The sequence below is a fragment of the Enterococcus raffinosus genome (genome assembly GCF_018917525.1).
Lineage (GTDB): Bacteria > Bacillota > Bacilli > Lactobacillales > Enterococcaceae > Enterococcus_A > Enterococcus_A raffinosus_A.
Genome location: NZ_JAHLOS010000003.1, coordinates 46,288 through 72,498 on the forward strand (window position 1 = coordinate 46,288; position 26,211 = coordinate 72,498).

The 26,211-nt window shown below is 38.6% G+C and carries 31 protein-coding genes; 16 read left to right on the top strand and 15 right to left on the bottom strand.

Translation table 11 applies throughout. From position 1 onward, the window contains the following. Positions 1–113: 113 nt before the first annotated feature. From KQI58_RS03285 to KQI58_RS03295, 3 genes are read left to right on the top strand one after another with little or no spacing between them, the layout of a single operon-like run. Positions 114–1,175, top strand: a complete 1,062-nt coding sequence (locus KQI58_RS03285; RefSeq protein WP_048720977.1) for an ABC transporter permease — start codon at positions 114–116, stop codon at positions 1,173–1,175. A gap of 11 nt (positions 1,176–1,186) precedes the next feature. Then, a complete protein-coding gene (locus KQI58_RS03290; protein WP_216406451.1) occupies positions 1,187–1,873 on the top strand; it encodes an ABC transporter ATP-binding protein in 687 nt (228 codons plus the stop codon). Between the two features lie 46 nt (positions 1,874–1,919). Beyond that, a complete protein-coding gene (locus tag KQI58_RS03295) occupies positions 1,920–2,456 on the top strand; it encodes a TetR/AcrR family transcriptional regulator (RefSeq protein ID WP_216406453.1) in 537 nt (178 codons plus the stop codon). 41 nt (positions 2,457–2,497) lie between these two features. On the opposite strand, the gene KQI58_RS03300 is transcribed toward KQI58_RS03295, so the two are convergent. The 6 genes from KQI58_RS03300 to KQI58_RS03325 form a co-directional block, all read right to left on the bottom strand. After that, positions 2,498–3,142, bottom strand: a complete 645-nt coding sequence (locus tag KQI58_RS03300) for a hypothetical protein (RefSeq protein WP_216406455.1) — start codon at positions 3,140–3,142, stop codon at positions 2,498–2,500. 261 nt (positions 3,143–3,403) lie between these two features. Beyond that, entirely contained in the window at positions 3,404–4,105 is a 702-nt protein-coding gene (gene dapD / locus KQI58_RS03305; RefSeq protein WP_216406457.1) for a 2,3,4,5-tetrahydropyridine-2,6-dicarboxylate N-acetyltransferase, read from the bottom strand. Positions 4,106–4,465: 360 nt separating this feature from the next. Beyond that, on the bottom strand, positions 4,466–5,221 hold the full coding sequence (gene dapB / locus KQI58_RS03310) for a 4-hydroxy-tetrahydrodipicolinate reductase (protein ID WP_016178224.1): 756 nt from the start codon (positions 5,219–5,221) through the stop codon (positions 4,466–4,468). Next, positions 5,218–6,108 carry a 4-hydroxy-tetrahydrodipicolinate synthase gene (dapA, locus tag KQI58_RS03315; RefSeq protein WP_016178225.1) on the bottom strand — a complete coding sequence of 297 codons (891 nt, stop codon included), beginning with the start codon at positions 6,106–6,108 and terminating at the stop codon, positions 5,218–5,220. Before dapA ends, dapB begins: the two co-directional genes overlap by 4 nt. Positions 6,109–6,248: 140 nt before the next feature. Then, positions 6,249–6,581 carry a YrdB family protein gene (locus KQI58_RS03320; protein ID WP_216406459.1) on the bottom strand — a complete coding sequence of 111 codons (333 nt, stop codon included), beginning with the start codon at positions 6,579–6,581 and terminating at the stop codon, positions 6,249–6,251. Between the two features lie 87 nt (positions 6,582–6,668). After that, positions 6,669–7,304 carry a hypothetical protein gene (locus KQI58_RS03325; protein ID WP_216406461.1) on the bottom strand — a complete coding sequence of 212 codons (636 nt, stop codon included), beginning with the start codon at positions 7,302–7,304 and terminating at the stop codon, positions 6,669–6,671. 277 nt (positions 7,305–7,581) lie between these two features. Between KQI58_RS03325 and KQI58_RS03330 the strand changes: the two genes are divergently transcribed. The 6 genes from KQI58_RS03330 (at position 7,582) to KQI58_RS03355 (ending at position 12,901) form a co-directional block, all read left to right on the top strand. Next, positions 7,582–8,754, top strand: coding sequence for a M20 metallopeptidase family protein (locus KQI58_RS03330; RefSeq protein ID WP_016178229.1), 1,173 nt, complete (start codon positions 7,582–7,584; stop codon positions 8,752–8,754). A 15-nt stretch (positions 8,755–8,769) separates the two neighbouring features. Beyond that, entirely contained in the window at positions 8,770–10,068 is a 1,299-nt protein-coding gene (gene lysA, locus KQI58_RS03335; RefSeq protein WP_216406463.1) for a diaminopimelate decarboxylase, read from the top strand. A 24-nt stretch (positions 10,069–10,092) separates the two neighbouring features. Beyond that, positions 10,093–10,920 (top strand): diaminopimelate epimerase, encoded by an 828-nt coding sequence (gene dapF / locus KQI58_RS03340; RefSeq protein ID WP_216406465.1) that lies wholly within the window; start codon positions 10,093–10,095, stop codon positions 10,918–10,920. 64 nt (positions 10,921–10,984) lie between these two features. Then, entirely contained in the window at positions 10,985–11,554 is a 570-nt protein-coding gene (locus KQI58_RS03345; protein WP_216406467.1) for a CPBP family intramembrane glutamic endopeptidase, read from the top strand. 70 nt (positions 11,555–11,624) lie between these two features. Beyond that, on the top strand, positions 11,625–12,524 hold the full coding sequence (locus KQI58_RS03350; protein ID WP_016178232.1) for an NAD(P)-dependent oxidoreductase: 900 nt from the start codon (positions 11,625–11,627) through the stop codon (positions 12,522–12,524). A gap of 212 nt (positions 12,525–12,736) precedes the next feature. Next, on the top strand, positions 12,737–12,901 hold the full coding sequence (locus KQI58_RS03355) for a hypothetical protein (protein WP_016178233.1): 165 nt from the start codon (positions 12,737–12,739) through the stop codon (positions 12,899–12,901). Between the two features lie 57 nt (positions 12,902–12,958). Here KQI58_RS03355 and rarD read toward each other — a convergent pair whose 3' ends face one another. The 7 genes from rarD to KQI58_RS03390 form a co-directional block, all read right to left on the bottom strand. Continuing rightward, positions 12,959–13,849, bottom strand: coding sequence for an EamA family transporter RarD (gene rarD / locus KQI58_RS03360; protein WP_216406469.1), 891 nt, complete (start codon positions 13,847–13,849; stop codon positions 12,959–12,961). A gap of 112 nt (positions 13,850–13,961) precedes the next feature. After that, positions 13,962–14,135 carry a hypothetical protein gene (locus KQI58_RS03365; RefSeq protein ID WP_155856972.1) on the bottom strand — a complete coding sequence of 58 codons (174 nt, stop codon included), beginning with the start codon at positions 14,133–14,135 and terminating at the stop codon, positions 13,962–13,964. Between the two features lie 253 nt (positions 14,136–14,388). Beyond that, positions 14,389–14,820, bottom strand: a complete 432-nt coding sequence (locus tag KQI58_RS03370) for a GNAT family N-acetyltransferase (protein ID WP_216406471.1) — start codon at positions 14,818–14,820, stop codon at positions 14,389–14,391. 37 nt (positions 14,821–14,857) lie between these two features. Beyond that, positions 14,858–15,043, bottom strand: coding sequence for a hypothetical protein (locus tag KQI58_RS03375; protein ID WP_216406473.1), 186 nt, complete (start codon positions 15,041–15,043; stop codon positions 14,858–14,860). 117 nt (positions 15,044–15,160) lie between these two features. Next, complete coding sequence (locus KQI58_RS03380; RefSeq protein WP_216406475.1) at positions 15,161–16,330, bottom strand: galactokinase; 1,170 nt, start codon at positions 16,328–16,330, stop codon at positions 15,161–15,163. Further along, complete coding sequence (locus KQI58_RS03385; protein ID WP_216406477.1) at positions 16,320–17,363, bottom strand: aldose epimerase family protein; 1,044 nt, start codon at positions 17,361–17,363, stop codon at positions 16,320–16,322. The genes KQI58_RS03380 and KQI58_RS03385 overlap by 11 nt, the downstream gene beginning before the upstream one ends. Before the next feature lie 208 nt (positions 17,364–17,571). Further along, positions 17,572–18,039 carry a hypothetical protein gene (locus KQI58_RS03390; protein WP_216406479.1) on the bottom strand — a complete coding sequence of 156 codons (468 nt, stop codon included), beginning with the start codon at positions 18,037–18,039 and terminating at the stop codon, positions 17,572–17,574. Between the two features lie 305 nt (positions 18,040–18,344). Here KQI58_RS03390 and KQI58_RS03395 point away from each other — a divergent pair, with 305 nt between their 5' ends. The 3 genes from KQI58_RS03395 (at position 18,345) to KQI58_RS03405 (ending at position 20,679) form a co-directional block, all read left to right on the top strand. Beyond that, the gene (locus tag KQI58_RS03395; RefSeq protein WP_016178240.1) at positions 18,345–19,250 is read left to right on the top strand and encodes an AraC family transcriptional regulator; all 906 of its coding nucleotides are present in this window, start codon (positions 18,345–18,347) and stop codon (positions 19,248–19,250) included. Positions 19,251–19,412: 162 nt separating this feature from the next. Then, positions 19,413–20,114 (top strand): deoxyribose-phosphate aldolase, encoded by a 702-nt coding sequence (gene deoC / locus KQI58_RS03400; RefSeq protein ID WP_216406482.1) that lies wholly within the window; start codon positions 19,413–19,415, stop codon positions 20,112–20,114. Between the two features lies 1 nt (position 20,115). After that, positions 20,116–20,679: a YdeI/OmpD-associated family protein gene (locus tag KQI58_RS03405; protein ID WP_216406484.1), complete on the top strand. Its 564-nt coding sequence runs from the start codon at positions 20,116–20,118 to the stop codon at positions 20,677–20,679. Between the two features lie 15 nt (positions 20,680–20,694). Here KQI58_RS03405 and KQI58_RS03410 read toward each other — a convergent pair whose 3' ends face one another. Continuing rightward, positions 20,695–21,804 (bottom strand): NAD(P)/FAD-dependent oxidoreductase, encoded by a 1,110-nt coding sequence (locus KQI58_RS03410; protein ID WP_216406486.1) that lies wholly within the window; start codon positions 21,802–21,804, stop codon positions 20,695–20,697. Between the two features lie 239 nt (positions 21,805–22,043). Here KQI58_RS03410 and KQI58_RS03415 point away from each other — a divergent pair, with 239 nt between their 5' ends. The 4 genes from KQI58_RS03415 to KQI58_RS03430 all read left to right on the top strand — a co-directional run bounded on the left by KQI58_RS03415 (position 22,044) and on the right by KQI58_RS03430 (position 25,231). Then, complete coding sequence (locus KQI58_RS03415; protein WP_048718059.1) at positions 22,044–22,370, top strand: PadR family transcriptional regulator; 327 nt, start codon at positions 22,044–22,046, stop codon at positions 22,368–22,370. 3 nt (positions 22,371–22,373) lie between these two features. Beyond that, entirely contained in the window at positions 22,374–23,318 is a 945-nt protein-coding gene (locus KQI58_RS03420; protein ID WP_016178245.1) for a permease prefix domain 1-containing protein, read from the top strand. Between the two features lie 192 nt (positions 23,319–23,510). Further along, positions 23,511–24,809 (top strand): Y-family DNA polymerase, encoded by a 1,299-nt coding sequence (locus KQI58_RS03425; RefSeq protein WP_070503253.1) that lies wholly within the window; start codon positions 23,511–23,513, stop codon positions 24,807–24,809. A 2-nt stretch (positions 24,810–24,811) separates the two neighbouring features. Beyond that, entirely contained in the window at positions 24,812–25,231 is a 420-nt protein-coding gene (locus KQI58_RS03430; RefSeq protein ID WP_216406488.1) for a hypothetical protein, read from the top strand. Between the two features lie 47 nt (positions 25,232–25,278). Here KQI58_RS03430 and lepB read toward each other — a convergent pair whose 3' ends face one another. Continuing rightward, the gene (gene lepB, locus KQI58_RS03435; RefSeq protein ID WP_176675433.1) at positions 25,279–25,848 is read right to left on the bottom strand and encodes a signal peptidase I; all 570 of its coding nucleotides are present in this window, start codon (positions 25,846–25,848) and stop codon (positions 25,279–25,281) included. Between the last annotated feature and the right edge of the window lie 363 nt (positions 25,849–26,211).

Below are 26,211 nucleotides of genomic sequence, written 5' to 3' on the forward strand. Positions count from 1 at the left end.
AGCGATGCCCGATTTTAATCACAATGAACTTATCGGCTGCTAAGCAGATTATTTTCCTTCATAAAATAATCGTGTTAGGGTAATTTTATCAACTGATAAGTGGAGGTCTTTTTATGTTTTTAGCGATTAATGAAATCAAACATTCGAAATTGCGTTACACGTTAGTAATGGGAGTCATGTTTTTGATTGCCTATCTGGTATTTTTTTTAACGGGGTTGGCTTATGGGCTGGCGCAAGATAATCGAACAGCAGTAGATAAATGGAATGCAGATTCCATTCTTTTAACAGAGGAAGCGAATAATAATCTCAATATGTCAATGATACCGCTGAAAACTTTTGATGATGTAAAGGCAGATGAAAAAGCCTATCTTGCTCAAACAGCGGGAGTAATCAAAAGTGATGGGGGAGAAAAAATTGATGTCAGCTTTTTTGGTATCGATAAGGATCAATTTCTGGCTCCAAAGCTGACTAGCGGAAAGATGTTTTCTTCTGATGATGAAGCAGTAGCGGATCGTTCGCTAAAGGATGAATACAATCTGAAGCTCGGTGAAACTGTTAAAATGGCAGGAAACGATAAAACATTAAAAATCGTTGGGTTCACGGATAATGCAAAATTCAATGTAGCACCAGTGTTGTACACAACGATTGGTGCGTATCAGGAAATTCGCTTTGAAACACAAGGAACTAGTGAAAATACTCGAATCAACGCGATCATTACTAGAGGAGATGTTCAATCAGTTCCAGATGATTTAGAGGAGACGGACATCAAGAGTTTTATCAATGATCTACCAGGTTACAGTGCACAGGTCTTGACCTTTGGATTTATGATCGGTTTCTTGATCGTAATTGCTGCAATCGTCATAGGAATTTTCATCTATGTGTTAACGATGCAAAAGGCAGAAATATTTGGTGTGATGAAGGCTCAGGGAATTTCAAGTCGCTATATTTCAAATTCTGTAATTGCGCAAACATTCCTATTAGCGACTGTTGGGGTAGTGATTGGATTAGCAGCTACGTTAGGAACAGCTCTGATATTACCAGATGCAGTGCCATTTCAGGTTAATATGTTGTTCTTTGGCGGAATCAGCATATTGATGATCTTAGTTGCTTTAATTGGTGCGTTCTTCTCAGTGCGAACCATTGTAAAAATTGATCCATTGAAGGCAATCGGATAGGGGGAAGAAAAATGAGTGCAATTGAATTTAAACAAGTAGAAAAATCATTTAAAGATGGCGATTCAACGATTGAAGCGTTGAAGGAAACAAATTTTTCAGTGGAAAAAGGGGAGTTCGTTGCCATTATTGGTCCGTCTGGTTCGGGAAAGAGTACATTTCTGACGATTGCAGGCGGTTTACAGGCCCCATCAGAAGGAGAAGTTCTGATCAACGATGATGATTTCAGCGAGAAGAAGGAAAAAGAACGGGCAAAATTACGCTTCAAGGAAATTGGTTTTATTTTGCAGGCGTCAAACTTAGTTCCATTTTTAACCGTCAAAAAGCAATTAAAGCTAGTCGACAAAGTTAGTAAAAGTGATAATTCGGAAATGGCGGAAAAATTATTCGAGCAATTGGATATCGCCAGTTTAGAAAATAAATATCCTGAAGAGCTTTCTGGCGGGGAACGTCAACGAGTCGCGATCGCTCGGGCGTTGTATCATGACCCAACGATTATTTTAGCCGATGAACCGACAGCCAGTCTGGACTCTGAGAAGGCTTATGAAGTTGTAAAAATTTTAGCCAAGGAAACCAAAGAAAAAAATAAGGCGACAATCATGGTCACTCATGATACTCGGCTGGTGAAATTCTGTGACCGAATTTTAGAGATGAAGGATGGAGAATTAACAGAAAAAGACATTTCAGAAGCGAACGAATAACCTTATCGCGTATAATGATGGTATCAAATAAAAAAGAGGCGATTGGATGTATGAAGAGATTTTAGATGTTGCTGAAGAATTATTTATGAAGCAAGGCTATAATGACACATCTACTAGGCAAATCGCGAAAATACTTGAGATTACGCAACCAAATATTTATTACCATTTCAAAAATAAAGAAGAAATCTATTTTCAAGTAATGCAGCGATTGGCAAATGAAGTTGGGAAAAACCTATCGGAGCTTTCAGCTCAAGATATCAGTTTTGAGGAAAAAATCTTGGCAATGGCTTTCTATTTACAACAAAGGCATCCTTTCAGCCTTTTTATGATGATGCATGATATTCAGCATACGCTGAGTCCTGAAACAGCTCAAAAGTTATTTGTACTTTGGCAGAGCTCTTATAAACATCCTTTTCTTAAGGTATTTAACAATGAATCTCAAATAAGGGAGACGGTTGATCCGAATTTTGCTGTGAGTCAATTGTTTATCTTGATATCCGCTTACTTGGATTTACCTGTGAATGTGCGGCAAGAAAATTTGGAGAATGCAATTCAACTTTTTTTCCATGGTGTATTAAAATAACGAAAAAAATCCCACTGCCATCTTCGACAGTGGGATTTTGCTTAAGCTAAGACAGCTGCGATCATGTCTGGCAATTCTTTTTTCATGACACGTTTGGTATTTAGTGCATCTGTATAAGTAACAGTTTGATCTGCTGCGATGGTTGCCAATAATTGACGGTCTTTCTTCGGTGGGTTATAAAATACCTCGATCGCTTTATCAGCATCAGACCATTCAGCAGAGTAATTTGCTTTTGATTTTAAAGATTGATTCAATGCTTCTGCTTGGTCTACGGTTACATCAGTACTAACAGGTTCCTTGACTACATCAGCCAAGATATCTTGAGCAAGCTCCGCTGCTTTGTCAGTATCCTCACTTTCAACAACAGGTTCTGATGTTTTAAAACTTTCTGACCATAAATTATAGATGCTGTTGGTCAATTGATTTAGGGTATTTGTTTGTGGTTTTTGAATATGAGCATTGACTAATTCTCTAAAGGAATGGTCATGCTCCGCACTTTGAATATGGCGAGTTTTTCCATCAGGAGTTGTCTCATCAAGGTGGATTTGATGTGTGTTCACTTTATCAAAATAGATTTTTACATCACTGTGGATGTGCTCACTCAGTGTTTTTTCCACTTGAGCAAAGGTTTTGTTGATTTGTTTGTTACGAATTTTGAGTGATTTTTTGATACTTTTTAAATTCACGAGTATAATTCAGTCGCTTTCTTTTAAGAGTTGTACTAATCCGTTAGTATTATAGCATACTTCGTGAAAAATGCAGTAGGAATACGATAAAATAGGTTATTTGATTCAAAAAAAGCGACTTTCAAATAAAATATTGAGTAATTCAACTTAAAAATGCTTAATTTTTTAGCATACGATGACTGTTAGTGTGGGAAAAGGGGAAAGAACGGAGGTTAAAAAAATCTCAGCCGCTTTTACCTGAAGACAGCTGAGATTTCTTACTTATCTTAAATCATCTAAAAATTCAGTTTTACCAGGATCGATTTCATCCTTCATCTTGATGATCTTGGCAGGGGTGCCAGCGACAACGGCTCCAGCTGGAACGTCTTTGGTAACGACAGCACCGGCTGCAACAACGGCATCTTTTCCGATATGGACTCCCTCTAAAACAACGGCATTAGCTCCGACTAAAACATTGTCTTCTACGACAACAGGTGAAGCACTAGGCGGCTCAAGTACGCCAGCCAACACCGCTCCTGCACCAATATGGGCATGTTTTCCAACAGTTGCACGTGCACCTAAAATAGCTCCCATGTCGATCATCGTGCTTTCGCCGATGGAAGCGCCAATATTGATAATGGCCCCCATCATGATGACTGCTTTATCACCAATCTCTACACGATCACGAATCAATGCACCAGGCTCGATTCGCGCATTGACACTTGAGATATCCAGCATTGGAATTGCTGAATTTCTGCGATCGTTCTCTACATGAACATCACTAATTTTTGTTTGTTGTTCGTTTAATACTTCTTGTACCGCTTGACTTTCACCAATCAAGATCCAGGTTTGTTCTTGACCGAAAAACTGAACTTTTTCTTTGGTGATTCCCGCTAAATTTCCTTGAACATAGGCTTTTACAGGGGTCGTTTTTTCGGCATTTTTAATAAATTTAGCAATTTCATAAGGATCGGTTAAAGTCATTGAATCTGCTCCTATCTCATATTGAAGTAATTATTTTTTCAAAAAGCGAAAAAATAAGTTTTATTTTCGCCACGTATATCATCCAACTAAAGATCTCGAATTAAAATTAGTCAATGATTCATGTCTTAATAGCAATTCAAGTATAACTGCCAAAAGTCGGACTGACATCCTATCTCATATTGAAGTAATTATTTTTCAAAAGGCGAAAAATAAGTTTTATTTTCGCCACGTATATCATCCAACTAAAGATTTAGAATTAAAATAGACAATGATTTATGTCTTAATAGCAATTCAAGTATAACTGCCAAAAGTTGGACTGACATCCTATCTCATACTAAGGTAATTATTTTGTCTCGTTTGTTATTTCTCATCAATCAATTTTTCCATATCGTACAAACCAGTCGCTTTATCACTGATATATTTTGCGGCTTTTACTGCGCCACTAGCAAAGATATTTCGGGATAAAGCCAAGTGGTTCAACTCGATCACTTCATCAGGACCGGCATAGATTACGGTGTGTTCACCAGGAATCGTACCGCCGCGAACGGCGTGAATACCTAATTCTGATAACGGATTTTCTAAATCATTACCATGGCGGCCATAAATATAAGTTTTCTTTTCCTCTACCGCGTCATTTACCGCATCAGCTAATAATAACGCAGTTCCGCTAGGAGAATCCTTTTTCTGATTGTGGTGTTTTTCCACGATTTCAATATTGAATTCTTCCTCTAAGACGGGTGTGATTTCGCGAATCGCTTTTGCTAAGAGATTGATCCCTAGAGACATATTGGCTGAGAAGAAGACGGCCGTTTGTTCTGCCGTTTTAGCTATTTGTTCTTTTACTTCATCAGTCAGACCGGTTGTGGCTACAACAACAGGGATTTTCTTTTCTGCACAATAATCCAAAACAGCAGGGACTGCGGTATAGTGAGAAAAATCAATGACTACATCTGCATTTACCTGACAATCGTTGATTGCTTGAAAAGTAGGAAAGTCCGCTTCGAAGGCTTCACGATCAATTCCGGCAACGACTTGCATATTGGATTGATGCGCGATCATTGTCTGTAGAACCTGGCCCATGCGGCCATTGGCACCATTTAAGATAATATCGATCATTTAGCAACCTCCAATCCATAAGCAGCCATTTCCTTTTTCAATCCTTCAACGGTTTCGTCTTTCGCTGCAGAAAGTGGGAGACGGAAGTTTGGTTCGATTTTTCCTAATAAACTCACACCTGTTTTGACTGGAATAGGATTTACTTCGCAGAAGATCGCATGAATCAATGGAATTTGTGCTAACTGAAGTTCTTTGGCTTTTGAAAAGTCGCCATCTAATAAGGCTTGTGTTAATTCATGGGTTTGCCGTGGGGCAATATTGGCGATTGTTGAAATAGAGCCTTTTCCACCAAGGGCCATGATCGGTAAGACTTGATCATCATTTCCAGAATAGATCGTAAAATCGTCTGGCATGATTCGTGCAATATCAGCAATTTGTGAGATATTCCCACTGGCTTCCTTAATTGCTACCACATTAGGAATTTCACCTAGGCGTTTCACCATTTGTGGTGTGATATTCATATTAGTACGTGAAGCAACAGAATATAGAATAATCGGTAATTTCACGCTTTCAGCAATTTTTTGATAATGCAAAAAGAGGCCTTCATCTGATGCTTTATTATAATAAGGAGTCACGATCAATAGAGCATCGGCGCCAACTTTCTCAGCACCTGTCGATAATTCGATGGCATGCTGGGTATCGTTTACACCAGTTCCGGCAATAACTGGGATTCGTCCGTTCACCTTTTTGACGACTGTCTCGATTACAGCAATATGTTCGTCATTGGCTAAAGTGGAAGCTTCGCCAGTAGTTCCGCAAGCGATGATTGCATCGGTTCCTTCACTGATCTGCCACTCGACTAGCTCCTCTAACTTCTTGTAATCAACAGCACCATCGGCTTTCATGGGCGTAACTAGAGCAACACCAGATCCTTCAAATATTCTCAAGGGAAACAACTCCTTCTTCATTTTTTTCAAAGCCTTTGTAAAAAGGTCTTTAATAGTAGAATTATATCTTAATTATGAGTGCCTGCCAACGAAAATCTCATGAAATTTTTAATCAAAGAAAGTCAAAAAAACAAGGACGTCTAATGTCCTTGTAAGTTTAGTTGATACATCAGCCATAAATCAAGACTGGTAATCACTAGATAAGTCGTACCAATCTTGGTACCGAATAGGAAAAAATAGGTAAGGCTACCAAGGAAATAAACGAGCAGTTCTAAGCAAAGTTTCCCGTTGCCAGTCAGAACAGCTGGGGATTTTGGCGCACCATATCTCGCCCAAACTAGTGTGACAGTAATTGTTAAAACAGCGAAGAGAATTCGTTGTAAAATACCTTTTTTGATAAAGATACCACTAAAAAGCCCGCCAACTGTTGCGACTTCAAGTAAAAATCGAATACCTAAGACAATACTAGCCAAAAAGGTGCACCTCCACAAAAATTTCTATCATTATAAGTAGTAGAAAATTCTAAATCATCAGGAAAAAGCAATCAATGTATGGACGTTTTAAAGAATAAATGCGATCGCTACAAAAAGATAAGTCCAGCGAATATCTTTTTGGCAGAGAAGATAGATACATCCGGCAACTACTGAAAAAAAGATCGTATATAAACCGCCACTGAACCCTTGAAGAAGAAAATGAATTAGGCCCCAAGTGATCGCAAGTAGTAATCCTCCACTAGGAAATCGCTCAGACAATCCAAATTGAGACTCGAAAAATTTCTGACCAAACGCGATGACTAATACAATCAAACTACATTCTGCAAAATAATAAAATAGACGAAAAATAAAGGCAATAATACTTTTCTCCAGTTCCCCATTAAACTCGACGACTGGTTTGAATCCTCCAAAGCCGATTGTAGAAACTACGATCACAGAAAATACTAAGCAAATAATTAGTATAAGTTTTTTATTTTCCAGAGACCGAGAAATGCTAAAAACATCAAAATTAAAGCGGCTCTTCGCATAATGAATTAAGAAAAGAGCAACAGCTGACCATAAAATTGCCGTCAATCCGGCATTTACAGCTAGACTCAAACCACTGCTAACCAACCCAAGAAGCAATTCCAAACTAAACCCTGCAAAAGCATAAAGTGCCAACCATAAAAAGTCGACAGGTATAATCTTTTTTTCTTTTTCCAATTTTGTTCCTCCAAATTTCTTTTTACTAAGTGTATCAAGTAATTAAGGGATAGGTACTAAAAAATTGAGTAAAGCTCAAGAGAACAATGAGAGGAGATCAAATGAATTGTAAATTTTTAGACTTTAAAATCACAATTACTCGTTTAAACGAAAGAGAATCATGTATTAATTTTGAAAAATTTCAAAAACAAATTAATGACCGCTGATGCAATCTGTACTATAATATGAGAAACTATCAATGATTTTCTAATCAAAAAATAGGATTCTGAGAATTTTTATGGAAATGAGTGAGACGATGATCGATACGGAAGTCAAAGAGTTAGAAGAGTTAGTCACTACTATGCGCCGCGAATTGCACCAAATCCCCGAATTAGGATTGGAGGAAAAGCAAACGGCAGCGTATATTCGAAAGAAGTTGGCATCCTTTGGTGTCACAGAGACTTATGAAGTCATTGAGACAGGTACGATCGCGGTCTTACACGGCACCAAACCAGGTAAAACGTTAGCCTTTCGTTCAGACATTGATGCGTTGCCTGTAGAAGAACAAACGGGCTATGATTTTGCTTCAAAAACACCTGGAAAAATGCATGCCTGCGGTCACGACGGACATATGGCAACGCTGCTAGGTTTCATTGCCTATTTACACAAGTATCCAGAAAAAATTCAAGGAACGCTTGTCTTTGTCTTTCAGCCGGCGGAAGAAGGACCAGGTGGTGCGGAATTAATTATGAAGTCCGGTATTTTACAAAAGCTAGGTGTAGAAGAAATCGTGGGATTGCATGTCTTTCCAGATCTTCCAGCAGGAAAAATTTCTTGTCGACCAGGGCCAATGATGGCGCGTAATGCTGAGGTGACGATCACAATCAAGGGCGTCAGCACACATGGCGCACAGCCGCAGCTCGGAGAAGATGCAATTGTTGCTGCTGGCGGTGTGATTACTGGTTTGAATAGTATTTTAGCACGAAATATCGGACCATTGGATAACGTGGTGTTGACCTTTGGAACAATTCACGGTGGCGAGGCGATGAATATTGTCGCTAAGGAAGTTGTTTTACACGGAACAATGCGGGCCTTTGATGATGCCGTATATGAGGAAGTCGTTCGAAGGACGGAATTAGTAGCCGGGGAAATTGCTAAAGGCTATGGCTGTGAGGCAGTGGTTGATTTCAATCATATGTATCGAGTCGTTGATAACGATCCGGAAATGGTGAAGAAATTGGAAAAGGTTGCGGCTGATTATTACGTGGAAACTCCACCATATTTAATCGCAGAAGATTTTTCTTGGTATCAGCAGGAGATTCCTGGGATGTTTTTCTTCTTAGGGATTCGTGATGAAGAAAAGGGCTATACGTATCCGCTGCATAGTGGAAAGATGAAATTTGATGAGGTAAATCTGTTACTAGGGATTCAAACCTATGTAAACTTAATTGCTGGATTGAACGAGAATTAATTGAGGGGGCTTACGATGGAATTTGAAACTAAAAATGGTCATTTAATGTGGGATGGTTGCGATACTGTTGCTTTAGCAGAGAAATTTGGAACTCCGTTATATGTGTTTTCGCAAACCATGATTGAAAAGAAGTGCCAAGAACTGCAGCGAGATTTTGTCGAAAAATATGAGAATGTTCGTGTGGCTTTTGCCAGCAAAGCTTTCTCAACGCTTGCGATGCTAAAAATTATTGAAAAGCAATGCTTTTCTTTAGATGTTGTTTCTGATGGTGAATTGTACACGGCGATCAAAGCTGATTTTCCCGCAGAGCATATTGAAATGAACGGCAACAATAAATCAATCGAAGAGCTAGAAATGGCGATTGATTATGGCGTTGGTCGAATCATCATCGACAGTCTGCAGGAGGTTGATCTGATTGCGGCAATCGCCAAAGAAAAACAAAAAGTGGTGGATATTTTGTTCCGTATCACACCTGAAGTCAATGTTCAAACTCATTCATTTATTTCGACAGGACAAAAGGATTCAAAATTTGGGATTCCGATCGATGAGGCAATCTTGTTCCCGCAAATCGAACATGCGATTGAAACACCAGAAGTGAATTTTTTAGGTTTTCATTTCCATGTAGGTAGTCAATTATTTGATAATCATGCCCATCTAGCAGCGGTAGAAATTGCTTTAGATTTGGTTAAAATGGTAAAAGACCGTTTTGACTATACAATCAAGGAATTGAACTTTGGCGGCGGTTTCGGTGTTCGCTACACAGATGCAGATCAGCCAAAGCCTTTTAGTTATTTTACAGATCCTATGATGGAAAAAGTATTGGCTTTTTGCGAAACAGAAAACTTACCGCAGCCTGCAGTTGTGATTGAGCCAGGCCGGAGTATCGTTGCTGAAGCAGGGATCAGCCTACACAAAATTGGTGCGATCAAAGAGCTTCCTGGATTGCGAAAATATGTCAGTATCGATGGTGGGATGACCGATAATATTCGTCCGGGACTTTATGATGCGGAGTATACAGGAATTTTAGCCAACAAAGCAGATGTTAAAGCAACGGAAAAAGTGACGGTTTCAGGTAAGGCCTGTGAAAGTACGGATATTTTGGTCAAAGATATTGAGCTGCCAGTGGTTGAAGCTGGCGATATTTTTGCTACTTTTTCAACGGGAGCTTATGGCTATTCTATGGCAAGCAATTACAACAAATTAGCGATTCCAGCCGTTGCGTTAACAAAAGCAGGACAAGCCGAAATTATCGTAAAAAGACAGACCTTGGATCAGATGATTCAAAATGAAGAAATTCCTGAATTTTTGAAATAAAGACTCTTGAAATGAGGCGGATGAATGAACATTCCTTTTTATAAACTACAAGGTGCCGGCAATGATTTTATTTTGATCGACAATCAAGAACTGAACTTTGCCAGTGAACAATTGACCAAATTTGCGGCTCGTGTTTGTACTCGTCGTGTCTCCGTTGGAGCAGATACTTTGATCGCGGTAGAGGCAGCCCGCGGTTCCGGTGATTTTTATGCTCGCTTTTTCAATGCTGACGGTTCTGAAGCAGAAATGTGCGGAAATGGCGCTCGCTGTGTGGCGCGCTGGGCATATGATACGGGTATTGCGAAAGAGAATATGGTTATTGAAACAATTGCAGGTGATGTGCCAGCAGAACGTTTGGACAAGAGGGCCTATCGCGTACAGTTGAACTCACCAACCGTTTTTGAAGGAGATAAAGTGATTCAGGTTGATGGAAAAGAGGTAACCGTGGATTATGTTGAATTGGGGAATCCAGGGATTCCTCATTTAGTTGTTCACGTACCGGATTTAGCTATGACTGAATTAGAAACAATTGTTAAATTCGCTAGAAAATTGAGAAATCATTCGGCCTTCGAAAAAGGCGCTAATGTGAACTTCTATGATATATTGTCTGATCAAACGGTGGTAGAGCGCACCTATGAACGAGGTGTGGAAGATTTCACTTTGGCCTGCGGTACCGGAACCGGCTCAACGGCATATGCATTGACTAAAAAAGGTCTGGTCAAAAGTGATCCAGTAGTAATTGAAGTCTTAGGTGGACAGCTTCAAGTGAATGTTGTCGAGGATGACCTTTATTTAATTGGTGACACGAATATGGTTGTCAAAGGAACAATTTTAGATGAAGATTTAGCGTAAAAGAAGGTGACCGTGCGTGGTCATCTTTTTTTGGGGGGATGAGAAAATAGTAGGAGGAATGTAGATGGCGTTGAAGTGGGGAATCGCGTTTCTTTATTTTATGTTGGATTGGTTTATTCCGGGAATAGGGCTCCCAGAAAATTTATTTGCTTTGAGAGTGCTTGTTACACCGGCCTTTCTTATTCTTGTCATTCTATTGTTTGGAAAATCATTGATTGAAGATTTTAAAAAGCTCAAGTGGAGAGAAATTCTAGTTATCGTTGTCATAGGAATGCTTTTACTTTGTTTAACCAATTGGTTATTTGACACAGGGAGCAGAACCAATGAGAATGTGAGTGTTTCATGGATATATCTATTGTCAGCGATAACCTATGGTCCATTTTTCGAAGAAATGATCCTTCGATATTGCATGATTCCATTGTCAGGAAGTAAGTGGACAAAATTTCTTTTGCTTATCCTATCAGCAAGCTTGTTTTCAGTGATTCATGGTTTCAGTTTTACTGTGAGCTATTTTATTTCTGGAATCATTTTTGGCTCAATTTATTTAGTGAAAAAGAATATTTGGTATTCGATTATTGTTCATTATATCAATAACTTGATTGCTGTTGGGATCATCTTATTTTATATGTCTTAAATCCTTCTTCATTGACGAGAGTTTTTTTAGGACGTATCATGAGATGAATAGAGTTACTTAGGAGGCCGATATGGAGAAATTTAAAAAAATGGTGGCGATCGAGCCAACCAAATTATTACCTGAATGGGATGAAAAACTCAAGGATCTAGCAGAAGAAACTTTTTTTTATGAGGATATTCCGACGGATGCAGCGACAATTATCGATCGAATAGGTGACGCAGATTGTGTGATGTTGAGTTTTACCAGCTTTATTGATAAGGAAGTCTTAGATGCTTGCCCGAATATTCGTTATATTGGAATTTGTGCTAGCTTGTATGCGCCAGAAAATGCGAACGTAGATATTCTCCATGCAGAGAAAAAAGGGATCGTGGTAACAGGCGTTCGTGATTATGGCGATGAAGGTGTGAAGGAATATGCCATCAGTGAATTGGTTCGTTTATTACAAGGGCGCGGACCTGCGATGTGGAAGGATGAGCCAATGGAATTGACCGATGTCAAAGTCGGCATTGTGGGCATGGGAACAGTCGGCAGCTTATTGGCGAAAACGATGAAGTTCTTTGGTATGAACGTCAATTATTATAGTCGAACGCGCAAACCTGAAATTGAAAAAGAATTGAATATGACTTATTTGTCCTTAGATGAGCTGTTAGAGAAGGTAGATATCTTAATTACTTGTCTGAATAAAAATGTTGTCCTATTAGATGAAGTAGCTTTTAATCAGTTTGGCAATGGGAAAATTTTGATGAATGTTTCGATTGCGCCGTCTCATGAAGTGCCAGCGCTAAAAAAATGGTTGGCAGAACCTGGGAACTATGCGTTTAGTGATACTGAAGCAGGATTAGGCGAAGAAGTGATAGGGTTACCGAATGTTTTTGCCGGAAAAACCAACGCCGGTCTAACTTCGATGGCAAAAGTTCGTTTGGCTCAAAAAGTCATTGCAAATATTAAGGAATTTCAAGCAAATCATTAATGGAGATTTTATGAAGATTCAAGCGTAATGTCGTTTGAATCTTTTTTAATGTCCAAGCGTATGTAAAGAAATATTACGTGAAATGTTGCTTTTTTCAAATTATTTTTATCTCATGTCATATAATATTACATTGGTTATTGAAATTCCCTTGAAAACTCGCTATGATAATACAAATGATGGTTGCGTGTTTTGAAAAGAAATGGGGAAAAGATATGGAATATCAATACTTAGTTCAGGTAGAAACGATTGTCGGAGAAATGACCGAGGAAACATTCAATACTCGTCGAGAAGCGCTGTGCTATGCAACAAATTATGCAAAAGTTAAGATGAGCAAAGTATTCAGATCAGGTGAGATATTACATGAGTTCAATTATTAAGCATTGAGACCATAGGATTATTGAAGTTTGTATAGTGTTTAGAAAAAGGCTTTGTCTTTATGGACGAAGCCCTTTTTTTCGTACTTGAATCAAATTTCCGGCAACAAAAATCAGAATACCTAACCAAATAAAGGCAAAGGCAATGAATTGCGGCAAGGCATATGGTTCATGGAATAGGAAGATTGCCATCACTAGCATGATGGTCGGATTCACATACTGGAGAAAACCGAGCGTTATATAAGATAGCTTCTTCACAGCAGTTGCAAAAAGTAGCAAAGGAATTGCCGTTACCACACCGGCCCCCATTAACAATACATTTGTACTCATTGAATAATTCATGAATCCAGTCGGTGAAATAAAAAACAAATAGATTAGACCGATTGGCGCAATAATCAATGTTTCCAAGGTGATGCTTGTTGCAGAACTCAACTGCAACTGTTTTTTTGTTAATCCATACAAACAAAAACTAGCTGCTAAAAAAAGCGAATTGAAGGGGAAAACACCGGTTTGGAGCGTCAATAATATCACTCCAGTTAGTGCCGAAAGACTAGCCAGCTTGGCTTGCTTCGTCAGCGGCTCTTTTAAATAGAGAGCACCAGCCAGTACATTTAGTAATGGATTAATATAATAGCCTAAACTAGCTTGTTGAACTTGTCCAATTGACATCGTATAAATAAAGATTCCCCAGTTTAATGAGACGAAAATCGCCGCCATAATAACAGCGAGAACCTTTTTTCGATTTTTTAAAAGTACTTTGACCTCTTGAATAAAAGTAGGCATCTTTCGTAATGCAATCATGTAAAGCAACATAAAAATCAGAGACCAAATAATTCGATAAAACAAAATATCAATAGAGCTGACACCGCCTAGCAGTTTCCAGTAAAGCGGCAGGATGCCCCAAAGAATATATGCACCAAATCCATAAACTAACCCAGAATCTTTTTTCATCAGAACCTCCTTGTTTGAATCGTATTTTACCATTTTAACACAAACAATTGAGAGATAATTTGAAAAAAAGGGATTAGATGATTATAAATAATATGAGATTATGAAAATCAGATTAACGATTTTGAGCTTCTTTGATTGATTTGAAGGCATTGATACCAAATGAAATTAGAAAGAAGAAGCTTGCTAGTTTTAAGACCGCACCCGATTGAAAGGCGAAGAAAAGTGAAACGAAAAAATAGGAAATAGCGATATAGGTATACATATTATTGAATTTTTTCAGGTTCAAAAGGATCACCTCTTTAAAGAAAGTATATGCTTTTGAGGAAACCGCGTCAAAATGGATGTTTTGAAAAAAATCGTATTCTGAAATTTTGTAATATAGAAGTTAAGAAATCTTTATAGCTAAGCTTGGGAATAGAATTGTAGGAGTTCTATTAAGAAACCCAAAATGAAAAAAAGAGGAGAAACGGTCGTTGAATGAAAGATTATCCGAAAAATTTCACTTTTTACAAGTTACAGTGATTTTAGTTGTGAGAGGATCAAAGAATCCACTCCATCAAAAATTCTTCTTCAATTGTTTCATAATCTGTTGTTTCCTTTAGAATCGTGAAACCTTGTTTTAAGTAAAACTGAACAGCACGTTCATTTTTTTGATAAACGCTTAATAATAATTTTGAATGCTTCTCTTTTATTCTTGCCAATAATTGCCCACCAATTCCTAATGATCTGTATTCCTGCAATACAAAGATTCCAGCAATATACTCGTCAATCAAGCCAAGAAAGCCGATGATTTTCTCGTTATGATAGTAGGCATAAAGATCAGCGGTAGTGAGGGACGCCTTAACTGTTTGATAATTTTTGAGCCAATAATTCCGGTCAATAAAAGCATGAGCCTCCAAATTGCTCCTTAACCAAATAGATGAAATGGTTTCTAAATCTGCGTCAGTAATTGTTTCAATCCGTCTAATCATCATAAGCTCCAATTTTTTTAGTTTAATATAGTAAAGTTCAGTCTTTATCTATCGATTGAAAAAATGGTTCTTCAGCATTTGAGTAATAGTCTTTATTTAGTTTATCCTCAGATTTTACTCCTAATAAGGAAACGAGCATTGGGGTGAATCCTAAAACGCCGAGAAAAATTGCTAAGGGAATATAAACCCGTTTCTTTTCTAAGATGGATCGTTTGCTCGACATGGGAAAGACTCCTTTTCCATAATTGTAGACGAAAGATAGTTTGAAGGCGAAATTCTTTGATAACAAAAAACGCCCTCTACCCAAAACGATGGATAGAGGCGTTCATTACTTTAAGGTTTAACCGATCTTTGTTGTTCCACTGCCGATATGTGCGACATAGAAATCTGGCGCGTAACCAACAATTTCCATGTATTTGTCGTAGACTTTGTTTTTGAAGGTTGGAATATTTTCTTCTTTGACAACAGCAATCGCACATCCACCAAAGCCGGCACCTGTCATTCGAGCACCTAAGACACCGCTTTGAGCTTGAGCCGCATCGACTAAGGTGTCCAGCTCGATTCCTGTTACTTCATAGTCATGGCGAAGTGAATAGTGAGAGGCATTCAACAATTTTCCAAAGGCTTCCAAATTGCCTTTTTCTAATTCTGCCTTTGCTTCTAAAGTTCGTTGATTTTCGGTTACAGCATGGCGTGCGCGACGAATCAAGGTGTCGTCGCCAATCAAATCAATATTTGCTTCAAAAGTGGCTTCATCTAGATCTCCTAATGCTTGAATGTCCAGTTTCTTTTGCAGACGAGCAAGTGCTTCCTCACATTCGCTGCGACGTTCATTGTATTTGGAATCTGCCAATTCACGGCGTTTGTTGGTGTTCATGATCACCACTGCGTAACCGTCAAGCTTTACTGGAACCATTTCGTATTTTAACGTGTTGGTATCCAGCAGAATCGCTTGATCGATATCGCCAAAGCCAATGGCAAATTGATCCATAATCCCTGAATTGACACCGATAAATTCATTTTCGACTTTTTTTCCTGTTTTTACTAGCTCAAGACGATCGGTCTTCAAATCAAATAAATCTTCTAAAACAACTCCAACTAATAATTCTAAGGAAGCACTGCTGGACAGCCCAGCACCATTTGGAATTGTCCCTTCTACTAATAGCTCGAAGCCATGATCAATTTTATGACCGGCATCCTTCAGTTTTAAGACCATGCCTTTTGCATAGTTGGCCCAGTTGTCTTTTTTATCGTAGTCCAATTGATCGACGTCAAAGGTGATGACACCAATATCTTCAAAGTTAGTGGAATAAACCAAAACTTTCTTATCTTCGCGAGGAGCCGCTATACCATAGGTTCCATAAGTGATGGAAGCAGGGAAGACGTGACCACCATTATAATCGGTATGTTCACCGATCAGATTGATCCGTCCGGGTGAAAAGTATTGGGTCGTTTCTTTGGGACCAAAAGTTTCAGCAAATTTTGTGTTTAATTCGCGTTTAATTTCCATGTGTATTCGCTTCTTTCAAGTTTATTTTATATTCAGTAATCGTTTCAAATGGCGTGTTCGCAGGCAGTTTAATGGAGCCGAATTCAGAAAATTGTTCTGCTCCTGGTGCAACCTGTGTTTCAAAAGTGATGCCGCCGTGATGAGCGAGTTGTTTTCCTTGCATCATCGGTCCATCTTCACCAAAGTTGGCGGTAAAGATGACAACACTAGAAGAATCTGTTGAGACAGTTAGTTCAACGGTTCCATCAGGGCTAGTCAGTTTTGCTGCGTGTTTGTTCAAATCGCTTTCCTTTAAGAAGAAGGGATGATCCAAGCCGTTACATAGATTTTTTTGCTCAAAGTCACTAGTGAACATGCCCGCTAAAGTCGTTTCTGTTTGGAAATCAAAAGGAGTTCCAGTAACAGCCATGATCTCGCCAGTAGGAATGGTATCTGGTCGCAGAACAGCAACAGAGTCACTATTTAGCCAGAGCTTGTGTTCATCGATTGCTTGAGTAGGATCGCCTGTCAGGTTGAAATATACATGATTGGTGGGGTTGAACAAGGTGTTCTGATCACTGACCGCCTTTGTTGTCACGCGCCAAACATTTTCTTGTGTCAAGGTATGTCGAACCTCGACCGATACATTTCCAGGAAAACCATGTTCGCCATCAGGACTAGTCATCGTGAAAATAACGGATGACTCCTGATCGCCATTTTCGATCGTATAGTCCCATTTCTTCGTTTCAAATCCTGGTTTACCACCGTGAAGAGAATGACCAGTTTCCGGATCGATTGCTACTTGATATGCTTTTCCATCAAGTGTGAAGCGGCCATTTTCGATTCGACCAGCCGTTCGACCGATTGATGCGCCGATAAAGGCATCCTTTTCTAGATATTCCTCAGCTGAATCAAAGTTTAAAATTAGTTCTTTGTCACGTCCAAGGCTGACGATTCGTGCGCCTAAATCAGTTACTGATAAGTGGAAACCGGATTCATTTTCGATGCTAATTAAGTGATAACCTTGACCAAAATCTTTTTCTGTAATTTGCATATAAAAAAACCTCGCTTTTTTTGTGTAATGGAAAATTTCTCGTGTCTTAATAAGTTTAGCGATTTCTTGATTAAGTGACAAGTTCTAAGAAAAGCATCATCATTCCCTGAAATCAATTTATCAAGAAATCGTTTTTTTTTAAACGCCTTTCTGTGACGACTATTTAACTTTTTGTTGCATTTTTTCTCAAAAATAGATAGAAGGCCTTCTACAAATGAGCGGGTCTTCTAAAATAATGGCTAAGATAAAAAAGAAGTAAGCCAGAAAAACCAATTACAAAGGAAAAGTTGCCAATAGAATCATAAACAAGTAAATCATACCTTTCCAATGGTGTTACTAGAACAATACAAATCAAAGAACACATTGCTGCTGCAATGGTTTGGATTAAAAAGTTCTTATCGCCAGAATAGGTGAGAAGCCAAGCGTAACAATTTGTAAGTATTAGCCATAAGACGAGTAAAATTAATGCATGGGAACTTCTTTCGATCAGGCGACCAGATAAAATAGTCATAAATAAAATGACAAAAACTGCAAGAGCGATCAATGGCACAATTACTGTGAGTTTTGTAAGAAACATGCCGATTTTCTTTGTTCTCGCTGAGCTGGTTAAGGTGCTGGATTTTCTTGCCAAATAGAAATAATAAAAACCTAATAAAATAAAAATACCTGAAATCAAATTGTTAAACCTTCCTTATTCATAAGATAGAAATATCCTTAGTATACAATACTCAATTCATACTGCAACATGCAATCAAAGCTCACCATGTGCTTCGATAAATTTTCAGCGTCCAAGTGAGTAAAAAGGGTATCGTGACAATCAAGAATAACAAAAGAATTTTCTAAAGGAATCATTCTTTTGTGCTTTTCCTTTAGCAGCAAACCAGAAGTAGCTGGATGTGATTCAATAGTTGTGAATACTATCAAAAAATATACTATTTTCATGTATACTTTAGAGTGAAGATTAGGATGGAGGTACTGGTGATGGAACAGGCAATTTTTTTAAAAAAGGAACAGCGTCAGTTGAAAACCGATCTGCATTTTGATTATTGCGGAATTTCAAAAACGCTGCCCTTTCACGCTTTTGGACCTGCGATTCGGCAAAATTATACACTGCATATCGTAATGGAGGGGAAGGGAACCTATCAAGTGAAAAATCAACAGTATCATTTAAAAAAAGGTGATTTGTTTTTGATTCGTCCTGGTGACTCAACCTTTTATTTGGCGGATGGGGAAGATCCGTGGATGTATGGTTGGCTTTCTTTTGGCGGAGCCGCAGCGGACGAGATTATTCACCATTCACAGTTTAAAAAGGATCAATACACGATGGTATCTTCAGATACGCAAAAATATATCAATACTATCCTAGCTTGTTTGCCATTTGTGGAGGAAACACTCACGAATGAGCTGCATTTAAATGAATTGACCTATCGTTTTTTAGCAATTCTCTTAGAAGATGGTGGCAAGAGTCACTTAGGTAATAAAAAGGTTTATTCACCTTTGGCGGTAGCGACTGTCGAATACATTGAAGCTCATTACGCAGAGCATGTGACCGTTGAAGAGATCGCCCGGCGGTTAGCGGTTAATCGCAGTCATCTATCACGAGTCTTTCGTAATCACATGGATATTAGTATCAGAGATTATTTACTGGGGGTACGAATCAATCGAGCCGCTTTTTTACTTTCTATGACAGATGAGTCCGTCGAGAATATTGCTGAGCAGGTTGGTTTCAATAGTCTTGTGGTTTTTAGCCGAATGTTTAAAAAATTGACTGGAGAAACAGCAACAGCTTATCGCAAACGAATGAAAAATGAAGATTTTAAAAATGTATCGTTAGATGATTTAAAAAATCAATTAAAAAAACAAGCGGTGGTAAATAGAGCAACTTAGCTAAGTGAGCGTTTACAAAGCCTTGAGGTTATCCTATACTTATTTTATAAGTATAGTTTTTTTACATAAAATGCCTAAGCTGCCTTTTTGGGGAAGATACCTATTTTTTAATTATCCAAAAGTATGGCAGATATGGTGAAAATAAACGGGAGGGATCCAACCATGAAAAAAGCGAGTGAAATGACCGTTGAGGAACTGGGCGCGTATATTGATCAGTCCGTATTGAAGCCGGATTTTACGGAAGCAGAGATTCGACAATACATTCAAGAGGGCATTGATTATCATTGCGCAACGGTTTGTGTAAACCCATCTTCTTTGGATATCGCAGCGGAGATGACAGAAGGAACCGATACCAAGATTTGTGTCGTTTGTGATTTTCCATTTGGGACGAGTACGACTGCCTCCAAAGTGTTGCAGGCAGAGACGTATTGTCAGCGAGAGGATATTTATGAGTTAGATATTGTCGCGAATTTTGGTTGGATTCGTAGTGGAAAATATGATGAAGTAACCAAAGAGCTGAAGATCATCGTGGAGACGTGCCATGCTCATGGGACAGCAGTGAAGGTTATTTTTGAAACGGATACATTAAATGAAGATCAAATTCGTCAAGCATGCGAATGTGCGATTGCGGCGAATGCTGATTTTGTTAAAACAAGTACTGGCTTTATCACGGGTTATGAGAGTAAAGGAGCAACTAATGAAGTGATCCAGATCATGATGGACCAGTGCAAAGGTCGAATCAAGATCAAAGGAAGCGGTGGTATTCGTACGCGGGAGCATTTCTTAGAACTAATTGATATGGGGATTGACCGAATGGGTATCGGCTTCAAATCCACACCAGTCGTTTTAGGAATGGATAATTAATATGGAGAATAACCTACTTTTTGAAAAACGAGAAGACTTTCGAACGTGGCTCACGGAAAATGCGACAACCAGCGGCGGTGTATGGCTGGTTTTTGGTAAGACAAAGCAAGTCAAAAGTCTAAAAGCTGGGGAAGCATTGGAAGAAGCGCTATGTTTTGGCTGGATAGATGGGGTGATGAAAAAGGTTGATGAACACTCTTATCTGAAATATTTTGCTACACGACGTAAAAATAGTAAATGGTCTGAAAAAAATAAAAAAATTGTGGATAAGCTGGAGCAGCAAGGCTTAATGACAGATTTAGGGCGAGAAAAAATCGCAGAAGCAAAGCAAAATGGCCAGTGGGCGAATGCGACGAAGCCATCAGCGATTACAGATGAACAAATTGCGGAAGTAGCAGCGTTGCTGAAGAAAAATGCCGAGGCTTCAAAGAATTTTGAAAATATGCCGCCTTCGGTTAAGAAAACCTATACCCGAGCCTACTTAGATGCTAAAACTAAGGCTGGAAGAACCAAACGACTAGCCTGGATGATTGATCGATTAGAGAAAAACTTAAGACCAATGTAACGAAACGCTGGAATCTTAGTCTGATTCCGGCGTTTCTTTGCGCTGAATATAAGTTGACAATTCTTTTTGGTAAACTTGCCAGTTCGCTTCACCTGTATTCAAATAGTGAGCCAATAAATAGCCAATATACGGACCAGTCGTCAACCCAGAGGAGCCAAGCCCGCTAGCAACCAATAAATGATCATCCAATTGACCAAAAAAGGGGGCATAATCAGACGTATATGCGCGTGTCCCAACTCGATAATGAAAGGGTGTAGTTAATAATTTCTCGGGTTCCATGAGGAAATCCCGTGCACTATTTGTGAGTTGTTCAAAAGCTTCTGGTGTTTCTGACAAATCCCAAGCCGCTTCATTTTCATGTGTTGCGCCCAGTAAAATTTTTCCATTTAAGAAGGGGATCAAATCTGCTTCGCCATCTAACATGGCTACCGGGAAATTTCCGCTAGAGTTAAAAACCGTTTCAAATACTAAGAGCTGCCCCTTTTGTGGACGTAAATCGACTTGGTAGTTTAAAGGAGCTAATAATCCTTTTAAATGAGGGCCGACAGTTAAAATAATTTGATCAAAAGCTGCTTGGTTATCGCCATAGGTGAGGGACTGTATATTTGCTAACTGAACACGTTGAGAAATAAACTTAACGCCGCTTTCTTGCGCTAATTTACGCATTCGAATCAAATAGGCCTTTCCATCTAAGCGACCGCCACCGCTAATTTTAAGAGCTGGCAAGGGTTTTAGTAAGGGTAATTCTTGCTGTGTCTGTTCGCCAGTCAGCTGCTTGATCGTACCGATTTCTGGTGCGCTTTTTTTGCGTTCTTCTGCCAATGCTCGTAGCTCTGCTATTTGCTTTTCGGGACGTAAAAGCAATGTTCCAGATTGCTGATAGATCGTATGATCTAGCTGGAAATCTTGGATCAATTTTGGAAAGAAAGCCGCACCATCTTTGGCTAATCGATACCACTGCTTATTTCGGCGTTTGGACAGCCAAGGAGAGATAATCCCTGCACTGGCTTTTGTTGCTTGTCCAGTAGGATCATCAAAAAGCGTTACTTGATATTTTTTTGGATCTAAATAATTTGCCAGTGTCATCCCAATGATGCCGCCGCCAATGATTGCGATTTTTTGCATAAGTTTCAATTCCTTTTTATCTTAAAATTTATATAGTCAGTAAGATCATATCACTAGATTGAAAAAAATGCTTTTTAGATCATTGCTGGAAGAATAGTGATAGTTCAACGCTTTCATTGATTAATTTTACTGTTTTGAAAATATTTTTCGAAAATTCAAAAATATTTTACTTTACCTGTCGTAGTAATTAGCGTACAATGATTACAACGACAGATGAAGTAATTTCAGGAGGTGGCAAAATGATTTCTAGCGATGGGATTCGCGGATACAATGATGTCATCATTTTGTCCGTACTTAAGGATGGCGATTCCTACGGATATGCTGTTTCCCAGAAAATTAGAGATGTAAGCGGAGAAATCTATGTCATCAAGGAGACGACACTGTATTCGGCGTTCAATCGTTTGGAGAAAAATGGCTATATCCATTCTTATCCTGGAGAAATTACCCATGGTAAAAAACGAACGTATTATCAGATTACAGATAAAGGACTGGCTTTTTTGGAAGAAAAGCGAGATGAATGGAAGCAAACCAAAAAAGTTGTGAACCGATTTATGAAAGAAGGGTAAAAAATGGATACGATCAAAAATTATGTAGAGACATTATTTCTTGAATTTCCAAAAACTAAAGAAGTCTTGCGAGCAAAACAAGAGATTTTAACAATAATGGAAGATCACTATTTAGCGTTAATAGATGAAGGAAAGAGCGAGCACGAAGCGATTGGTCAGGTAATCAGTGAGTTTGGCTCCGTTGATGAATTACGTGAAGAATTAGAATTTGCTTCTCGTGAAAAAGAACCGGAAAATGGAATCAACGAAGACGAGATGTATCAGTATTTGACCGAACGTAAGAAAGATGCAATGGGTTTAAGCTTAGGGATCAGTGGTTGCCTGCTTGCGGTTGGAGCATTGATTGGATTGGGCATCCGTGGTTCTGAGATGATGGGATTTTTATTGTTTTTTGTTATGATCGCTATCAGTGTTGGGATTATTATTTATAATGGGATGCAGTTTTCAAAAAATAATTCAGAATTAAATGATCGTTATATCCCGATTGACACGAATAAAGAGGCTCAAAAGTTGAAAAAGGGGTATCAAAAAAGCTTTCAAGTCAGCTTAGTATTTGGGATTTGTCTGTGTGTATTAAGTATCTCGCCGATTTTCTTTTTCCAAATGTTTACCTACGCGGAATACGGAATTCCCGTGATGTTCTTCTTTTTGGCAATTGGGGTGTTTCTAATTATTTACGGCAGTATCAATTACAATAGCTTTGATAAATTTATTAAGGAAAAATACTTTATCGCTGATGAAGATGAATTAGGCCCCAATGCGATGCAGGCAAAATATGGTGACTCAGCACGTACGAAGCATTTGCTGGAGAGAGTCTATTGGCCAATTGTTGTGATGATCTATTTAGGCTGGTCGTTTTTGAGCGGGGCATGGGGTATGAGCTGGATGATTTTTGTGATGGCTGGCATTTTCTACAGTGTTTTGGAGGCCATTTTTGTAAAAAAGTAGTATAAGATTTATACGTTGAAAGACGTTTTAGGCATGATTAAGATGCTTAGAACGTCTTTTTTATCTGTTTTATCAGTCAAAATCCTTTGGAAAATTTCTTATTAAATCTTCATAGGTTAACGATTGACAAAAATTCAGAATAAATTTAAACTTAAAGCGAACGTATGTTTGTTTTTTAAGGAGGTGGTTTTGATGAATGTGTACGAAGGGGAGCCTGTCAGAGATGTTTTCTGTATGGACTCGAAAAGCTTTTATGCCAGTGTGGAGTGTATTGAGCATGACTTAGATCCGTTGAATGATCTGCTAGTTGTAATGAGTGGGGATCGCGAGAATGAGGGGTTGGTTTTAGCAGCAAGCCCGATGGCGAAAAAAGTTTTAGGCATCAGTAATGTTAGTCGGGGATTTGAAATTCCTAATCATCCCAAACTTCACATTGTACCGCCGCGGATGACACTCTATATTCAATATCACATGCGTATCCAAGAGATTTTTCGTTCGTATATGGCAGAAGAAGACATTCATACCTACAGCATTGATGAACAATTTGGGGATTTGACCCATAGCTGGAAATTATTTGGCAAAAGTTCGGCGGAAGTTGGAAAAATGATTCAAAACGAAATTATTAAAAAAGTTGGTATTTATACTTCGTTAGGGATGGGAGACAATCCTTTATTAGCGAAAATCGCGATGGATAATGAGGCCAAGCTTACTAAAGAGCGGTTTGCTCAATGGCATTATCAAGATGTGCCTGAGAAAATTTGGCCGCTTCGCTTAAGCGAATTTTGCGGAATCGGCAATCGGATGGAGCGTCGCTACCAAATGATGGGTATGTATACCATGGGTGATTTGGCTCATACCGACCCCTTTGTCTTGAAAAATCATTTTGGTGTGATGGGGATGCAGCATTATATGCATGCTTGGGGGATTGATCGTTCTGTTCTCTCGCAAAAGGATTTGTATCCTACTAAGGAAAAATCGATTGGCAACTCACAGGTTTTACCAAAAAATTATGCTCATAAAGGTGATATTCTAACTGTTATCGCTGAAATCTGCGAACAGGTCGCACAACGATTACGAAAGAACGATGTATTAGGCGGTACACTGCATCTAGGAATTGCCTATGCGTATTTTGGCAGCGGAAAACGCGGAGGGTTTCATCATCAATTAAAAATTCCACCGACCTATCAAGCGCGCGAACTAACAAAAGTAGCTTTTGCGTTGTTTGAAAAATACTGGGATCATTCTGAAGTCCGTAATATTTCTATCACAGTTTCCTCTTTGAGACCAGCAGGAAATCTACAGTTAAATTTGTTCGAAGATCCGCAGCAAACGATCAAAGAAGAAAAAATTGATGAAGTTATCGCTCAAATACGCAGTCGTTATAAATTCAGCTCGATTGTGCGGGCACATTCGTTAAATGAAGGAGCTACAGCAATCAAACGAGCCGGTTTGGTTGGCGGTCATGCCGGTGGAATGGAAGGAATGGATTAGGGATGATTTATGATGATGAAAGTGCCGAAAGGTTATTTATGGAGGCAAAGCAGGTTTATCAGGATCGCGGAATGATAAAATGGATCGGTTTTTATCTTTCTGATCATACCGCCGTACTGAATAAAGAGTCGAAAGAACGAAACCACATCAATAGTGAAAAAGAACCAATGTCTTTAGAAGAAATCGGGGCAGTTTTGCAGCAGGCATATTTGCAAAATAAACGAATCACTATCCAGCTGGAGGCTCTAGATGATGAAGGAAACTATTTAGATGATTTGGTAGGTAGGCTTATTGGACAAAAAGAAGAACAAATTTATTTAAATGAAGAGGAACGAGGCGCAATTCATTTGACGATTGAGCAAATTCATCATGTTGAGATTTTAGGTCCGAAAAAAATTCTTAATCAGAAGATTACAAAGTAAGAAGTAAAGCCATGACGAGAAATCGACATGGCTTTTTCGGAAAATAGTTAGAATAATTTGATTTCGTTTAACGGCCAGAAACGTACAACCACTTTTCCTTGGATCAAGGATTTGTCAACGAAGCCGAAAATTCGGCTGTCTTTAGAAATCAAGCGATTGTCTCCTAAAACGAAATACTGATTCTTTGGAACAGTTACTTCAAAATCGTTGGTAAAACTGTCAGCATTAGCTGCTTGTTCCTGAAACGCAGTATTATAGGAATATTCCTCATTAAGCTTGTCCTTTTTGAACTTTTCCTTAAATTCATCAAGATACGGTTCGGCGTATTCTTTGCCGTTGATTGTAAGTACATTGTTTTTCATCTGCACATGATCTCCAGGTAAGCCGATGATTCGCTTTACTACATACATATTTTGATTGTCTGGTTCCTTCGTAGTGATGATATCCTGTCGATCTAGATTAGATATTTTTGATGTGACTAGACGCTGCTTGTCGTGAAGCGTTGGGTCCATCGAATGTCCTTCAACCTTTACCGGAGAGAAAACAAACATCCTGGCTAAAAATATCAATGCTATGATAATGACTACAGGAAGCCATTCCTTGATTATTTTATTCAATAGATTCACCTCATTGCTAAATTTTATCATTCTTCAAAACAAAAAGCTCTTATTTGCTTCTAATAAAAGAAAAAGGGCGATTGAGGGTAGAGATTTTTGTATGAATGTGGGAAACTGTAAGCAGTCCTGAATGAGGATAGATGTAGCTGTAAATTTTAAGCATTAGAAGAATGATCTATGGTGTAATTCCATTACTTTAAAATGAACAAGGATGTCAGTTCTGCTTTTTGCAGTGTCTAAGAATGCAAGAGAAAAATGCGCTTCTGAGGATGATCACAAATGAGCGGTTTAGCAGAATGATATACGGCGAGAAACTGAAATTAATTTTTGATAAAAAATTAATACTTTAAAATGAACAAGGAT

Coding starts and splice junctions, on each gene's coding strand:
- KQI58_RS03285 (WP_048720977.1), top strand. CDS start 114: ATGTTTTTAGCGATTAATGAAATCAAACATTCGAAATTGCGTTACACG.
- KQI58_RS03290 (WP_216406451.1), top strand. CDS start 1,187: ATGAGTGCAATTGAATTTAAACAAGTAGAAAAATCATTTAAAGATGGC.
- KQI58_RS03295 (WP_216406453.1), top strand. CDS start 1,920: ATGTATGAAGAGATTTTAGATGTTGCTGAAGAATTATTTATGAAGCAA.
- dapD (WP_216406457.1), bottom strand. CDS start 4,105: ATGACTTTAACCGATCCTTATGAAATTGCTAAATTTATTAAAAATGCC.
- dapB (WP_016178224.1), bottom strand. CDS start 5,221: ATGATCGATATTATCTTAAATGGTGCCAATGGCCGCATGGGCCAGGTT.
- KQI58_RS03330 (WP_016178229.1), top strand. CDS start 7,582: ATGGAAATGAGTGAGACGATGATCGATACGGAAGTCAAAGAGTTAGAA.
- lysA (WP_216406463.1), top strand. CDS start 8,770: ATGGAATTTGAAACTAAAAATGGTCATTTAATGTGGGATGGTTGCGAT.
- dapF (WP_216406465.1), top strand. CDS start 10,093: ATGAACATTCCTTTTTATAAACTACAAGGTGCCGGCAATGATTTTATT.
- KQI58_RS03345 (WP_216406467.1), top strand. CDS start 10,985: ATGGCGTTGAAGTGGGGAATCGCGTTTCTTTATTTTATGTTGGATTGG.
- KQI58_RS03350 (WP_016178232.1), top strand. CDS start 11,625: ATGGAGAAATTTAAAAAAATGGTGGCGATCGAGCCAACCAAATTATTA.
- KQI58_RS03355 (WP_016178233.1), top strand. CDS start 12,737: ATGGAATATCAATACTTAGTTCAGGTAGAAACGATTGTCGGAGAAATG.
- rarD (WP_216406469.1), bottom strand. CDS start 13,849: ATGAAAAAAGATTCTGGGTTAGTTTATGGATTTGGTGCATATATTCTT.
- KQI58_RS03370 (WP_216406471.1), bottom strand. CDS start 14,820: ATGATTAGACGGATTGAAACAATTACTGACGCAGATTTAGAAACCATT.
- KQI58_RS03375 (WP_216406473.1), bottom strand. CDS start 15,043: ATGTCGAGCAAACGATCCATCTTAGAAAAGAAACGGGTTTATATTCCC.
- KQI58_RS03380 (WP_216406475.1), bottom strand. CDS start 16,330: ATGGAAATTAAACGCGAATTAAACACAAAATTTGCTGAAACTTTTGGT.
- KQI58_RS03385 (WP_216406477.1), bottom strand. CDS start 17,363: ATGCAAATTACAGAAAAAGATTTTGGTCAAGGTTATCACTTAATTAGC.
- KQI58_RS03395 (WP_016178240.1), top strand. CDS start 18,345: ATGGAACAGGCAATTTTTTTAAAAAAGGAACAGCGTCAGTTGAAAACC.
- deoC (WP_216406482.1), top strand. CDS start 19,413: ATGAAAAAAGCGAGTGAAATGACCGTTGAGGAACTGGGCGCGTATATT.
- KQI58_RS03405 (WP_216406484.1), top strand. CDS start 20,116: ATGGAGAATAACCTACTTTTTGAAAAACGAGAAGACTTTCGAACGTGG.
- KQI58_RS03410 (WP_216406486.1), bottom strand. CDS start 21,804: ATGCAAAAAATCGCAATCATTGGCGGCGGCATCATTGGGATGACACTG.
- KQI58_RS03415 (WP_048718059.1), top strand. CDS start 22,044: ATGATTTCTAGCGATGGGATTCGCGGATACAATGATGTCATCATTTTG.
- KQI58_RS03420 (WP_016178245.1), top strand. CDS start 22,374: ATGGATACGATCAAAAATTATGTAGAGACATTATTTCTTGAATTTCCA.
- KQI58_RS03425 (WP_070503253.1), top strand. CDS start 23,511: ATGAATGTGTACGAAGGGGAGCCTGTCAGAGATGTTTTCTGTATGGAC.
- KQI58_RS03430 (WP_216406488.1), top strand. CDS start 24,812: ATGATTTATGATGATGAAAGTGCCGAAAGGTTATTTATGGAGGCAAAG.